This is a genomic window from Sporocytophaga myxococcoides DSM 11118, assembly GCF_000426725.1.
GTDB lineage: Bacteria > Bacteroidota > Bacteroidia > Cytophagales > Cytophagaceae > Sporocytophaga > Sporocytophaga myxococcoides.
The window spans coordinates 234808-249009 of record NZ_AUFX01000010.1; the positions used below are offsets into that span (position 1 = coordinate 234808).

At 36.1% G+C, this 14202-nt stretch carries 14 protein-coding genes; 2 read left to right on the forward strand and 12 right to left on the reverse strand.

All coding sequences use genetic code 11. The features are described 5' to 3' along the window. Window positions 1-2 precede the first annotated feature (2 nt). Window positions 3-221, forward strand: a complete 219-nt coding sequence (locus tag K350_RS0113600) for a hypothetical protein (RefSeq protein WP_028980381.1) — start codon at window positions 3-5, stop codon at window positions 219-221. Between the two features lie 89 nt (window positions 222-310). Here K350_RS0113600 and K350_RS0113605 read toward each other — a convergent pair whose 3' ends face one another. The 10 genes from K350_RS0113605 to K350_RS0113650 form a co-directional block, all read right to left on the reverse strand. Continuing rightward, window positions 311-502, reverse strand: a complete 192-nt coding sequence (locus K350_RS0113605) for a cold-shock protein (RefSeq protein ID WP_028980382.1) — start codon at window positions 500-502, stop codon at window positions 311-313. An 87-nt stretch (window positions 503-589) separates the two neighbouring features. Beyond that, window positions 590-1408 carry a tRNA 2-thiocytidine(32) synthetase TtcA gene (ttcA, locus tag K350_RS0113610; protein WP_028980383.1) on the reverse strand — a complete coding sequence of 273 codons (819 nt, stop codon included), beginning with the start codon at window positions 1406-1408 and terminating at the stop codon, window positions 590-592. A 107-nt stretch (window positions 1409-1515) separates the two neighbouring features. Then, the gene (locus tag K350_RS0113615; protein WP_028980384.1) at window positions 1516-2760 is read right to left on the reverse strand and encodes a sensor histidine kinase; all 1245 of its coding nucleotides are present in this window, start codon (window positions 2758-2760) and stop codon (window positions 1516-1518) included. Between the two features lie 164 nt (window positions 2761-2924). Beyond that, window positions 2925-3596 carry an HAD family hydrolase gene (locus K350_RS0113620; protein ID WP_051313130.1) on the reverse strand — a complete coding sequence of 224 codons (672 nt, stop codon included), beginning with the start codon at window positions 3594-3596 and terminating at the stop codon, window positions 2925-2927. A 119-nt stretch (window positions 3597-3715) separates the two neighbouring features. Beyond that, window positions 3716-5449 (reverse strand): sensor histidine kinase, encoded by a 1734-nt coding sequence (locus K350_RS31215; protein ID WP_051313131.1) that lies wholly within the window; start codon window positions 5447-5449, stop codon window positions 3716-3718. A 63-nt stretch (window positions 5450-5512) separates the two neighbouring features. Beyond that, the gene (locus K350_RS0113630) at window positions 5513-6157 is read right to left on the reverse strand and encodes an SDR family NAD(P)-dependent oxidoreductase (protein WP_028980386.1); all 645 of its coding nucleotides are present in this window, start codon (window positions 6155-6157) and stop codon (window positions 5513-5515) included. A gap of 83 nt (window positions 6158-6240) precedes the next feature. Next, on the reverse strand, window positions 6241-7797 hold the full coding sequence (locus K350_RS0113635) for a protein adenylyltransferase SelO (RefSeq protein ID WP_028980387.1): 1557 nt from the start codon (window positions 7795-7797) through the stop codon (window positions 6241-6243). Between the two features lie 60 nt (window positions 7798-7857). Next, the gene (locus K350_RS0113640; protein ID WP_081670999.1) at window positions 7858-10056 is read right to left on the reverse strand and encodes a M3 family metallopeptidase; all 2199 of its coding nucleotides are present in this window, start codon (window positions 10054-10056) and stop codon (window positions 7858-7860) included. Between the two features lie 292 nt (window positions 10057-10348). After that, window positions 10349-11095: a metallophosphoesterase gene (locus K350_RS0113645; protein ID WP_028980389.1), complete on the reverse strand. Its 747-nt coding sequence runs from the start codon at window positions 11093-11095 to the stop codon at window positions 10349-10351. 14 nt (window positions 11096-11109) lie between these two features. Then, window positions 11110-11490, reverse strand: a complete 381-nt coding sequence (locus K350_RS0113650; RefSeq protein ID WP_028980390.1) for a biotin/lipoyl-containing protein — start codon at window positions 11488-11490, stop codon at window positions 11110-11112. A gap of 385 nt (window positions 11491-11875) precedes the next feature. Between K350_RS0113650 and K350_RS0113655 the strand changes: the two genes are divergently transcribed. Then, window positions 11876-12757, forward strand: a complete 882-nt coding sequence (locus K350_RS0113655) for a glycosyltransferase family protein (RefSeq protein ID WP_028980391.1) — start codon at window positions 11876-11878, stop codon at window positions 12755-12757. Between the two features lie 60 nt (window positions 12758-12817). Here the strand turns inward: K350_RS0113655 and K350_RS0113660 are convergent, their stop codons facing one another. After that, entirely contained in the window at window positions 12818-13786 is a 969-nt protein-coding gene (locus tag K350_RS0113660) for an SRPBCC domain-containing protein (protein WP_028980392.1), read from the reverse strand. Beyond that, on the reverse strand, window positions 13783-14103 hold the full coding sequence (locus tag K350_RS0113665) for an ArsR/SmtB family transcription factor (protein WP_028980393.1): 321 nt from the start codon (window positions 14101-14103) through the stop codon (window positions 13783-13785). Before K350_RS0113665 ends, K350_RS0113660 begins: the two co-directional genes overlap by 4 nt. Window positions 14104-14202: the final 99 nt, after the last annotated feature.

Here is a 14202-nt window from a genome sequence, read left to right on the forward strand (position 1 = left end):
ATATGAAATCTCTACTCATCTCCCCCAAAAAAACATCTTATAAAAACTCTGTAAAGGAACTTACAGCAAGGAATGGAACCAGAATGAACGGCACTCATGGTATCCGGAATAAAAGCTTCATTAATTGTTTTAAATACATGCAGTATTTTAGTAATACTGGATTTAAAACCAGAAATAAATTGGTAAGCAAAAGGGACAAGTTTTCTCTTTGGCAAAAATAAAATTCAATGATTAAGAGGAGGAAAAAAAATAAAGCCCATCCGGGGAGGGTGGGCTTCAAAGTAAGAAAGGATAAGCTTTGCTATTATGGCTAAACTAAGGAAACATTTACAGCGTTGGGCCCTTTCTTACCTTGCTTTACCTCAAATCGAACCTTATCATTTTCTCTGACCTGGTCGATCAGTCCACTTGCGTGAACAAAAATTTCTTCTCCGGATTTTTCATTTTTAATAAATCCATATCCTTTGGAATTATTGAAGAACTTTACAGTTCCTTGTAACATAGAAAGTTGTAGCATTGACATTAGATTTTAATAATGCTACATCAACCCAAACTAATCCAGAATGTTTAATAGAATTTAACTATTTTTTTAATCACATTTTTCCGCAACGCCTTTGTCTTTCACTAGAGACATAAAACCTTCAAAATCATAAAGATCTTTATCCAACAAATGGGATGGTGATATATTCTTCAAGGCATTAAAAATAACCTCCGTTCTGTCAGAATATTCTTTTTCCCAATTTTCTAGCATTTTTTTAATTACCTGTCTCTGCATATTTTGCTGGGAACCACAAAGATTGCATGGAATAATCGGATAAGCCTTCGCAACAGAATATTTTTCAATTTCTTTTTCCTTACAGAACGCCAGAGGTCTTATCACTATATGCTCTTGGTTATCAGTTTTGTATTTGGCTGGCATTGCTTCCATTTTTCCACTGAAGAAAAGATTCAGGAAGAATGTCTCAATAATGTCTTCCCTGTGGTGTCCCAATGCAATTTTTGTTGCGCCAAGTTCTTTTGCTGCAGTGTATAAAGTACCTCTTCTTAATCTTGAACAAAGAGTGCAAAGCGTTTTTCCTTCCGGAGTTTTTTCTTTAACAATCGTGTAAGTATCACGCTCTATAATTTTAAAAGGTACACCGAGGCGGGTTAGGTATTCAGGAAGGATGTGCTCTGGGAAATCAGGCTGTTTCTGATCCAAGTTGACAGCTATAATTTCAAAAGAATATTTTCCATTTTGCTGAATATGCATAAGGATATCCAACATAGTATAACTATCTTTTCCACCGGAGAGGCATACCATAATCTTATCTCCGTCTTCAATCATCTTATAATCCTCTATCGCATTCCAAACAGCTTTTCTAAGCTTTCTTTCGAGTTTTTCGAATTCAAAATCCTGATTTTCCATATTTCAAAGCAAAACTAAATGCAAAGTTTCTAAATTAGTCTTGCTTAACCAACTTTTTAATCAGATTAATCAGTAATATTAAGACTACTCCCTCAAAATCAAGACTATCAGCTCAACTTAAAATCAAAGGGAGGTGTATTAAAAATTAAATTAAAAATGGTACCATATCCTGATTCGCTATCCACTTCAATCTTTCCATTATTTCTCTCCATTATACTTTTTACAAGATATAGTCCGCCCCCTAAACCATCTTCAACATCATGAGCTTTTCTGAATGCCTGAAAAATCCGTTTATGATCTTTAGGACTTATGCCTATTCCATTATCGCAGAAGCTTAATAAAAGCCTTCCCTTTTGCATCTGCGTTTTAATGACAACCCTGACGTTGTTTCCAGGAGTTTTGAATTTAATAGAGTTTAAAAGTAAATTTAACAATACGGATTTCAATTGCTTTTTTGAAAAATGTATAGTTAGTACCTGAAACTCTCTTACCACGGTAAGCTTGCCATCGAATAGAACAGGATTAATATCTTCTAAGACTTCATCCAGAATATCTGAAAAGTTTATAGAATACTTTTGGTCTAATAGATCGGTATTATAAATCTCAGAGATTTCGATCAACAGTTCAATTGTCTTTTTTATTCGCTCCAATGATGTATTAAGCATCTGCCTTAGCAACTCTGCTTCCCCGCTGTCATTATTGACCTCCAACATCATCTCTTTAACCAGTCCTTCTATATTAGAAACCGGAGCTTTCAATTCAATATATACCTTATTAATAAAATCATCCAATTCGGAATAAGCCTTCTTCAGATTACTATCTCTTTCTTTCAACTCTATGAAAGACCTTTCAACACTTGCATTCATAAGGCTTTTATTATCAGAATATAAAGGAGCAGCAGACTTCTGATCCAGAGCTTCTTTCGCAGCTTCAATTTCCTGCTGACGAAGTGAAAAAAAATCTTTTAAAATCAATCCTTCTTGCACAGCATAGAAATGATTCATTTCTTTTATCACTTCTGATATTTTATTTATATCAGTTGTATAAAACATTAGATATTCAATAATAGAACTCCTTATATCATTTACTCTTAATGTAAATTTTTCAACCTGAGCCTCCTTGAATTCATAATATTTATTTATAGGAATATATTCACCCGTATAGACTGATTTGAGGTACTGTTCCATTGCAGCCCGAAGACAATAGAAGTCATTTTCAGGAATGTTATTATAATAAAGCCTTAGGAAATGAGCCTTGTCAGAAACTATTTTTTTTGAATATTCTACTGTTATATGATCCAGGTAATTTTTATAAAGATAGAATACAAAGTTTCTGAAATGAGTATAAACCATTGATCACTTATTTATTAATAAGAAAAAAGTACCCCCATTGTAAATCACCAATAACAAAACTTTTCACAAATTGTTTTTTAACATATCTCTTTTGATTTTATACATCAAAAGTTTGTTAAAAATATTCTATTCACACCTGATTAGCCGAATCTATCAATGAAAAATTATCCGAATAGAGTTTCTTCCGGAAGATAGAAGCCATACTTTTCGACTTCCTTTCTTGTTATTTTATAATTGCTATGCAATATAGATTTGATGCCGAGCTTCCCTGCTATAGTTGTCATTAGTTCCCGTTCTTCGATATATAAAACTTCACTCGCATCGGAGCCTGAAATATCAAGTGCTATTTTGTAAAATTCAGGATCTGGCTTACAGAGCTTCAGGTAAGAGGAAGAAATAAACGTGTCCACAAATTCCTGAAGCTTAAATTTTTTAATTCTAAATTCATTCAGTTCTCTGCCTTCATTATTAAGGGCTACTATTTTCAATCGAAAATGTCCTCTTAAAAATTTTATATATTTGATCATCTCATCATTAGGCTTTGATTGCTCAAAGACGAAATTTTTATACTCACCACATCCGAAATTTCTATCCGTATAAAAAACAACATACTTAATATATTCATCAAGACTTATTTTGCCGCAATAGTACAGAGAAGCAACCTCTGTATGTCTGAACATAACCTCTTCTGCTTCTATTCCAAAAAAGTTTATCGAATCTTTCACACATTTGCCATCCCAACTATTGGATAATAAAACTCCTCCAATATCAACAAAAACAGTTTTTATAACTGGCTGTGATTGTTGCATCAATTTTAGAAAATCTGAATCATTCATTTGGCTTGCTTTAGGTCTGTAGAAAGATTTGATTTAAGTACTAACACCAATTTCAAAACCTGATTTATGCTGTAAATGTTACTCATCGAAATATGTAAATGTGAAATTCTTTTAACCAGTTATGCTTTTACAGTGAAATAAAAAACTGATCCCTTTCCAAGTTCTGATTCCATTCCTATTTTCCCTCCGTTTTCTTCTACTATCTTTTTCACAATGGATAAACCCAGCCCTGAACTACTAATGCCCGGATCATCGTGTGCTACAGTAAATTCTTCAAACAGTTTGCTTTGATATTCAGAACCAATCCCCCTTCCATTGTCAGAGACAGAAAAACGATAATATTCCCCCTCTCGAGTGCAATCTACAACAATGTGTCCTTCAGCTTTATCCATATATTTAATAGCATTACTGATAAGATTCAGAAATACCTGAATAAGCGAGACCTGGTGATATTGTACAGTATTAGGAAGATTTTTGGTTATCTGTACTTTAATGCTTTCCGGTGGATTGAGGTTTGCTACAATGTTATGAACAAGGTCGTAAACTTTGACAGGTTCCTTCATTTTATATTCTTCCCTTGCAGATTTAAGAACACCGTCAATAAGTTTTTTCATATCAATAGATTTTTCCTTGATCATATTTAGCATTTCATTTCCATCTGCATCTAATGTTTTTTTTTTATAATCTTCTTTCAAAAAATCAGCCAGAGGCATAATGGAACTTAAGGGTGCTTTCAGATCATGAGAGATAACATAGGCATATCTGTCCAGTTCGTGAATCTTACGTTCCAGCTTATCAGTCATTTCATTGAATGTTTTTCCCAGCATACCGATTTCGTCCCTGGATTTTATCTCCGCTCTTTTGGAAAGTTCTCCTTCATTAATCAATCGGGCAGTTATAGTCAGTTTTTCTATTGGCTTTGCAATATATCGGCCTATGATGTAAGCTGGTATCGTAAGAAAAATCACAAGGAATAAATTCAATAGTATGAGAATATCCGAAAGTTCTTTCACTGGTTTTAATGCCTCATTCTTGTTTATCTGCGTTACCAGTCCCCATCCTAGGTCTTTTATAAATCTTGTTGCAGCATAAACTTTTTGCCCATTATAGTTGACTACATCGTGAACTATACCAGCTTTTCCCATGAGTGCTTCATTTAGGGCAGTTCCTTCAATATTGTTACTGTACTTCATCGTAGTAGTTCTGTCATGTCGAAGTGGCACCAGATATACAGCTCCACTATCCTGCTTTTCTCCAAGTAATGTTTCTCCTGTCTTACCTAAACCAGTAGAATCATCCATTATTTCCATCAAGTCATTACCATCCATGTTAGCCAGAACGACTCCCACCATTGTGCTATCTTTATTAAATAGTGGTGATGAAATATAGAAGGTCAGTTTATCTTCTTCATTATAAGAAAACTCACCTAAATAAATCTGATTTTTTTGAGCAAGCATAAAGGCTTCCTTTTGCAATTCTGCAATGGCGGGCAGTGAGTCATGCCTGGTTGAAGCAAGCAAGTGACCTGTAGTGTCTATAATACTGATTTCATGTACTGTTGGAAATTTATCATCCAACAAATCAATAGATCTTAAAAAATCCTTATCGAACTTGTTTCTCTCGAAAGCTGTCTTGAACATGTCCAGGCTACATATAAAACGAATCAGATATGTCCGCCTTTCGATGAACTGGTTAATATCAATATATTTGGCTTCAGCTACAGATTCTAGTTGATTTTCTATCTGTTTAACAAAAGCTTTTTTTACATTAAATATATAAACAAAATATAATAAGGTAATCAGTATAACCGCGGCTAACAGGATAATGAGGGATAACTTGAACTTAATTTTCATACCATAAAAAAGAATCTCTCTTTGTTGAAAGGATATTGACTTTTTCCTTTGACCTACAATATGTCAATAAATAACTTCTATATCTTTTTTTTCGGTAAAAAGCTTCCAGTATTCCTCACCTATTTTGTCCGGATTGTATTTATCATCATCTGCTCGGACAATGCCACTGATCGTAATTGTTCCAACATAAATCCTTTTTGCTAGCAAAGCATGATTGAGAGAAACAGCTAGGTTTCTTATTCCTGCTTTCCCGACTGCCAAAGAACCATATTGAGGGATTGGATGGATTGATAATCCACCACCAGTAAGGAGAATACTTCCTGCGCCAGGTTCCATGTCAGGAATAACATATTTAACAGCAGTAATAACGTTTGCTACATTTATTTTAAAATCCTCTGTAAGGGATTCAGAGGTTTCATTAAGGATATTACCGGCTTTTAATCTTGCGGCATTGTATACGAGCACCTGAGTTGCACCAATGAGTTCTTTTATCTTCTTTAAAGCAGATTCAATTTCTTCTGGCAAAGAAGCATCTGCAACAGCATAACCAGCATCAATTCCTTCATATTTCAACTCCTGAACCAGCTTCTTAAGCTTATCTTCGGTTCGAGAGATAAGTGCGACAGTATAGCCTTCTTTCCCAAACTTTCTTGCTACACCCAGACTCACACCTTTTCCTGCACCGATAATTGTAACTACTTTTTTCATTATGCTGAGGAAGATTTATTCCTTCAGATAATAAAAAATCAATGTTTTTGTTCAAGCAAATACCGACTAATTCATTCAGTTTATTATGAACTACAGGATAGCATGGAGCAGCCAGCTTTTTGCGTTGCCCATTCAGGCCGTTTCATAAAGAACTCGTCAAAATTGCGTGAATAAGGATTTTTCATAGCCAGTTGGAGTCTCAGGAATAATTGATTTTCTCCCCTCTCCAATTCTTCTATGGCTTTATGAAGAAGATAGTTTCTTAAAATATAGCGGGGATTGGTTTCAGACATTTTCTTCAATGATTCCTCTTTGGATATTCTGTTTGAATTTATTCTCTCCCTCCAGGCTTTCATTGATTGTAAGAAAATTGCTCTTGCATCTAAAGATAAGTCTTTATAAAAAGCTTCTTTAAAATGTATAACAATATCTTCATCTGTTATTTTATCTGAAGTCAACTCTGAAAGTAGCTGATAAAAAATAGTCATATCAGGCTCTACAGTTGAAAGCATTTGTTCAAACTGGTTGATAAAATTCAGATCAGAATCTCTCACTTCATCTAATCCCAGCTTGTTCCCCATCATGACATAATATTTCTGCCAGAACATATTTTGATACGACTCAACAGCTTCCACCAATGGAGCTGTGGTCTCAAAGAGAGGAACCAGTGCATTGGCAAGGCATCCTAAATTCCAGTAGGCAACGGATGATTGATTTCCGAAAGCATATCTCCGCCCGGGAAGATCTGTAGTATTGGGAGTAAATTCAGGATCATAGTTATCAAGAAAAGAATAAGGTCCATAGTCAATAGTGAGGCCAAGGACTGACATATTATCCGTATTCATTACCCCATGAACAAATCCAACTCTAAGCCATTCAACTATCAATTGAGCAGTCTTTTCAACCACTTCCTTAAACCATCTAATAACTCTGTCTTCTCCTGTAATATGCGGATAATAGCGGTCAATAGTCCAATTTACAAGCTTGGTTAAATTGGCAATGTCTTTTCTTGCAGCAAGCATTTCGAAATTTCCGAAACGCAGAAAGCTTGGAGACACTCTCATTACAATAGCTCCTGGCTCATATTGAGGATTTCCGTTATAAAACATATCCCGCATCACCATATCTCCGGTTGTAACAAGTCCTAGTGCTCTTGTAGTAGGTACCCTCAGATAATGCATTGCTTCACTCATCAGGAATTCTCTGACAGAAGATCTCAGAACCGCTCTGCCATCAGCTCTCCTGGAATAAGGTGTTTGGCCTGCTCCTTTTAATTGAAATTCCCAAATTTCTCCTTTTGGTGTCAGCCATTCACCTAAAGTGATCGCACGACCGTCTCCAAGTTGTCCAGCCCAGTTGCCGAATTGATGACCTGCATAACAGGCAGCATAAGGATACATGGTAGGAGTTACAAAATTTCCACCTAAAACCTTCACATCATCTTCCGAAGGTACTTCAACACCCAATTGATCGGCAAGGTCATCTGACCATCCGATCAATTGAGGATTTTTAACAGCTGTAGGAAGAGCTTTACTGTATAGCACTCCGGGAGTCTGCCTGGAAGTAAGATCTCCACTGTGATCTCCGTTAAAGGAGTCTACAAAATCTTTATTATACTTTTTTGAACTTAAACTATCCATTGGTCTCCCTGCTTTACAATCTCTTTCCCTAAAAACAAAAATTACTCACTTTTCATTAATTTATTTCGCTTTCTTTTCCTGCGGTTTAACAGGAAACCCTCTTTTCTTCATCAACGCATCAATCTTAGGATCTCTACCTCTGAAGCCACGGTATCCAATTTCCGGATCAATAGTATTACCTACAGAAAATACATATTTGGAAAGCTTTGCAGCAACATTTTTATCATAAGGACCATTTGCCTCTGTAAAAGCCTGAAATGCATCTGCCGTAAGTACATCAGACCAGAGATAACTATAATACCCAGCTGAGTAACTATCCCCACTGAAAATATGTGCAAACTGAGGCGTACGGTGACGCATCACCAATTCACGAGGCATTCCTAAGTCCTTTAATGTAGCTGCTTCGAAAGAGTCAGGGTTTATTTTCGGAAGTTCCGATAAGTGAAGCTTCATATCTATCAAAGCACTTGCAAGATACTCTGTCGTAGCAAAGCCCTGATTGAAAGTGGAAGCTTTCTTTATCTTTTCAGCGAGAGTGGCAGGAATTGGCTTTCCTGTTTGATAGTGAAGTGCATAACGCTGTAATACTTCAGGAGTAGACAACCAGTGCTCTAACAGTTGAGACGGAAACTCCACATAATCACGAACAACGTTTGTTCCTGAAAGTGAAGGATAAGTAACATTAGAAGACAGACCATGCAGTGCATGACCAAATTCATGGAATAAAGTAACAGCATCATCCCATGATATTAAAATAGGTTCTCCTTCTTTACCCTGAACAAAATTGGAATTATTGGAAACGATAGTAGTTACATTCCCTATTAGCTTCTGCTGGTCTCTATATGCATTCATCCATGCTCCTGAGCGCTTACCTTCGCGAGCAAAAGCATCGAAGTACCAGTATCCGACATGGGCACCAGTTTTTTTATTCTTTACCTCCCAGACACGTACTTCAGGATAATTTACAGGAATATTTGAGACAGGAGAAAATTCAAAGTCAAAGAGTTCACCGGCAACCCAGAACATACCTTCTCGCAATTTTTCAAGCTGTAAATATTGTTTCACTTCTGTCTGATCAAGATCATATCGGGCTTTTCTGACTTTTTCCGCATAATACCTGTAATCCCATGGTTCGATGTTGATATTGGCACCTTCTTTATCCGCAAGCGCCTGCATGTCTTTAACCTCTTCATGAACTCTCGCCACAGCAGGTGTCCATACGGCTTCCATAAGTTCAATGGTACGTTCGGGTGTTTTTGCCATGGTGTTTTCCAAACGCCAATGTGCATGGGTTTTAAAACCAAGCAAATGAGCTCTTCTGGCTCTCAATTGAAGAATTTCGGTAATAATGGCGTTATTGTCATTTTTATCTCCATTGTCTCCTCTGTTTACAAACATCTTCCAGACCTTTTCCCTTAAGGCTCTATTAGAAGCATAGGTAAGAAAAGGATCTACCGATGATCTTGTATTTGTGATAACCCATTTTCCTTTTTTCTTTTTAGCTGCCGCATTAGCTGCTGCATCTTTCAGGGATTGAGGAAGACCAGCAAGATCTTCTTCCTTTTCAATAACCACTACTTGTTCAGATTCATCTGCCAGAAGGTTTTGACTGAACTTGGTAAATAATCCTGCCAGCTTTTGATTGATCTCGGAAACTTCCGCCTTTGCTGCAGGAGACAGAGCGGCTCCTGCACGGACAAAGTTTGTATAATACAACCAGGTCAGCCTTTGCTGCTCAGGAGTTAGTTTTTTCTTTTCAGGAGAATTGTAAACAGCTTCTATCCTTTTGAATAACTGCTCATTCTGGGTGATTTTATCAGAAAAGGCAGCCATAACAGGCTCCATCTCTTGCTCTACTGCCTGGAAAGCCTCATCACTCATAGTTGAGCTCCAAATTCCGTAAATCGTCTGCACCCTCATCAATGTCTGACCAGATTTTTCCATTGCTGCAATCGTATTCTCAAAAGTAGGTTTTTCAGGGTTTGAAGTAATACGGTCTATTTCGGAAAGATTTTCAGCCATTGCTGCTTCAAGAGCGGGCTTGAAATTTTCTGTCTTAACCTTATCCAAAGGAGGAAGTCCGCCATTGGGTCCTTCCCATTTTTTTAGCAGAGGGTTATTACTTAAAACAGTATCTGCAGGATTGAAATTAGATGTTAAAGACATATCAGGACGGTTTAAAACTGTATCAGAAAGAGCAGGAATGCTACTCAAAGCCGTTGCGCAGAAAAATGACGCGTAAATTACCTTATGAATCATATTAAATACTTTAGAAGACGTTAGGTTATACAATCGATTAAAAATACAAAATTTAACCGGGATTAAGCATTAAAAAAGTGATCTGTATTAATCCAACTTTTAGACCTTACAACAAAGTAATGGATTATAATGATTAACAGGATTTTTTAATGACTAGTGATTACCTGGTTTAATTGAATCCCTAATTAAGGGAAATTTCAGGGGGATTGTTTATTAAAGCAAAGTATTTACTAAAAAAATAAACTCCATAACATAAACTATAAAGAAATTTATCTACAAGGAACATTCAAAGCTAAACCTCAATGAACAGCTTAGGATTAAATCCATTGTATGCATCATCGATATACCCATGAGGGTTACAAATGATTTGGGTATCACCAATTTTATAAAAAGAAGGTTCATGAATATGACCATGTATCCAATATTTAGGCTGATAAGTAAGTATTAAACTTTCGAGATCAGATGCATAGGCAGAGGAAACAATATCCTCTTTAAACCTCTCAGGTATCGATTTTACTGATGGAGCATGGTGGCTTATTACTATATTTTTCTTTGACGAGGAAGCTGCTAGACTTTGCTCCAGCCATTTTAAAGAAACTTTATGAATGTTATAGGTATCTATTGTTCTAAGTTTGGAATAGGAAGGATCTCTCCGAATCAACTTATAATCATTCATTTTGCTCTGAACTATGCCTCCTGTGTAGCAGGGATTCCCAAACAATTCAAAATCTGTCCAGAGTGTCGCTCCATGAAATGTAATTCCATCCAATTCAACAGAATTATTTTCCAATACATGTACATGGGTATGCTTTGCAAGGTCTTTAATTTTATTTAAAGTTTTGGGATAACTTCCTTTATAGTATTCATGATTTCCTAAAACATATATGACGGGAATATTCCTTATTTCAGAAAGAATCCATTGAATGCCTTTAATTCCCAGATTTACATCACCTGCAAAAATTACCAGATCCGCTTGGTCAAATTTAATTTCATTGCTTCCAAACTCATGATGCAGATCACTTACAATTTGTATTTTCATTTCGCCACTAAATTTCAAATATTAAACCCTTCCAGATCTACATACTTGTCAGCCAGAATTGCAAAAACGTCTCCCGTTGTAAGATCTTTGTTCTTCTCTGCCCCGACAACTAATATACCATTCACATCTGCATTAAGCTCGATCTGGACTTTATCGGCTTCACATATAGCGAGCTTTTCATTCTTTTTGATATTATCTCCAATCTTTTTCTTCCAGTTGTTTATTTTAACAATGATCGTAGCATCTTTTGACAATTCAGGTATTTCCAATAGTTTGAATTGAATATCTTTATATTGATTGCTTAGCCTTTCTTTGATATCCTTCAAATAAAGATCTCTTTCTTCAGGAGATTTGAATTTAACAAGCTTTTTTCCGGATCTAAAAAAATCAAACATATAGTTTAAATTTTGCTACGTTTTATAAATACTAATTCCTATTTGCTTCAGATGAAATATGAGGCACACAGAGAGCGCTCTGCAGACATCTTTATCCCTAACAATTTAAGTACTTCATTTCTCAGAAGTTACTTATCACTTTTGATTAATGAATAGCTTTCATTGAAAATATTCTTTATCCCTCTTCGAAATTCAAGAAAAATTCACCGCTTCTGGCAGAATTTAGTAAACAATTTCTTTATTTTTGACAGTGTCATGGTAAATAATTATAATTAAAACTTACTATATGGCTGTATAGGACATGATTTTCCTGACTGTTAATAGCTTCCGGAAACAGCCCTTACCATCAAGATCTTTAAACCCTTAGCATTAAAAATTTTATAAAATGAAAGTTTCAGGTTTTACAATCATAAGAAACGCTATAAAGTATGATTTTCCTATTGTAGAGGCAATCACCTCCATTCTTCCAATTTGTGATGAATTTATTGTAGCCGTTGGTAAATCAGAAGATGCAACACTAGAGCTGATCCAGTCTATCAATTCTCCCAAAATAAAGGTTATAGAAACCGTATGGGATGAATCTTTAAGAGATGGGGGAAAAGTACTTGCAGTGGAGACAGAAAAAGCATTTCACGCTATATCACCTGATTCTGACTGGGCTTTTTACATTCAGGGCGATGAGGTTCTTCATGAAAAGTATCTTCCTGAAGTTAAAGCATCAATGGAGAAATTTAAAGACGACAAAAGAGTTGAAGGACTAATCTTCGGATATATTAATTTTTACGGGTCTTACAGCTACATCGCTGATTCAAGGAAGTGGTCTAAAAATGATATCAGGATTGTAAGGCCAGACAGGTCTATCAGATCTTATAAAGATGCTGTGAGCTTCAGAAAGGATGATGGAGAAAAATTAAAAGTTAAAAAAGCAGGTAATGCCATCATGTATCACTATGGATGGGTGAAACCGCCGGATGCACAGCTGGAGAAGAGAAAGAACTTCGAAAAGCTATGGCATGGAGACGAAACGGTCAACAAAATGTTTGACAATAAAACTGAGTTTGATTATTCTCATATAGATTCACTTGCTCATTTTAACGGAACACATCCGGAAGTTATGAAAGAAAGGATCAATAGAGTAAACTGGAAGTTTTCCTTTGATCCGACAAAAGGCATCAAACTGAGTCCGCGATTACGAGTACTTAATTTTATATATAAAAGTACAGGCTGGAATATAGGTGAGTTTAAAAATTATACATTGTTGAAATAATCATTCAGCTAAACAAAATAAAAAATCCCCTCCAAGACATATTTTCGGAGGGGATTTTCTTTAGTCCACTTTCTGATAATTAAACATCCAGTTGATACCATATTTATCTTTGAGTTGGCCGTAATAAGCACCCCAGAACATATCCGCTAGTGGCATAATCACTTCTCCGCCTTGAGACAACTCCTTAAAAATTCTCTCTGTTTCCTCTCTGGTCTCTGGCTCTACATTGATGTGCATATTATTCCCTTCCACAAGCTTGAATCCCATACTTTCAGGAGCATCTGTAGCCATTAGCACATGGCCGCCCAAAATTGTCAGCTCAGCATGGATGATAAGTTTCTTATCAGCTGCGCTCATGGGAGGAGCCTCTGCAGGCATTTCAATGTCTCCGAATCTTCTTAAGCCGACTCCTGTAAATTTTCCATTAAATACCTTTTTGTAAAAATTAAAAGCTTCTTCTGTCTTTCCCGGGAAATTCAGATAAGTGGTAACTCTTGCTTTATTGCTTATTTTATTTTCTTTACGAAGACGGAATTGTGTGCTCAGATAATGATCAAGATTTTCAAGCCCTGCAGTAAAGCCTTCTTTAAAGCCCATCTTTATGGTTGTTTCCAAATCTTCCAGCTTATCATAACTAATCTCAATATTAACCGTGGTAGTATCATCCGTTTGCTTAAATACATTAGACCATGTGGATCTTGGAAAATCCTTATTTATTTTTCCATTCTCATCGCAAAAGGCATCTAAAAGAACAAACTGCTTCTGGGGTTTAATAGATTTATAGTCAGCCCTGGCCCAATGTCTTTCTCCTTCAGGCCCAATCATGCAATAAAGCCACATCCCTCCTTCTCTGAAGTCCATTGATTTAGTTTCGGCTCTGTAAGGCTGTGGTGCCCACCACTGATCAAGCAGTTCACTTTCGGTCCAGGCAGACCAAACCATTGCCACAGGAGCATCGAACTCCCTTTCAACTTTAATTTTGTTGTTGGCCTTATCAACAGTAAAATTCATTAATAAAGTGCTCTTCATTTTTTATCGGATTTAAGTTTGGCTAATACATTATCAAGTTGGCTAAAACGCTTCTCCAGCAATCCCTTAAACTGCTGAAGCCACTTATCTATTTCCTGCATCTTATCAGGGTTAATGTGATAATAAATTTCCCGGCCTTGCTGTTCTTGTTTTAACAATTCACATTCTACAAGGATCTTAATATGCTTTGACACAGCCTGCCTGCTGCTGTTAAAATGCTCCGCAACAGCATTAGGAGTTAAAGCCTGCACAGCAATCAAACATAAAATTGCCCTCCTGGTCGGATCTGCAATTGCCTGAAAAACATCTCTTCTCATATTCTCTTCTTTCTTTTGCAACTAATCGGTAGCAAATATATATGCAACTTTTCGGTTGCACAAATGTTTTGTCGTTTTTTTAAATAATTATAATTTGAT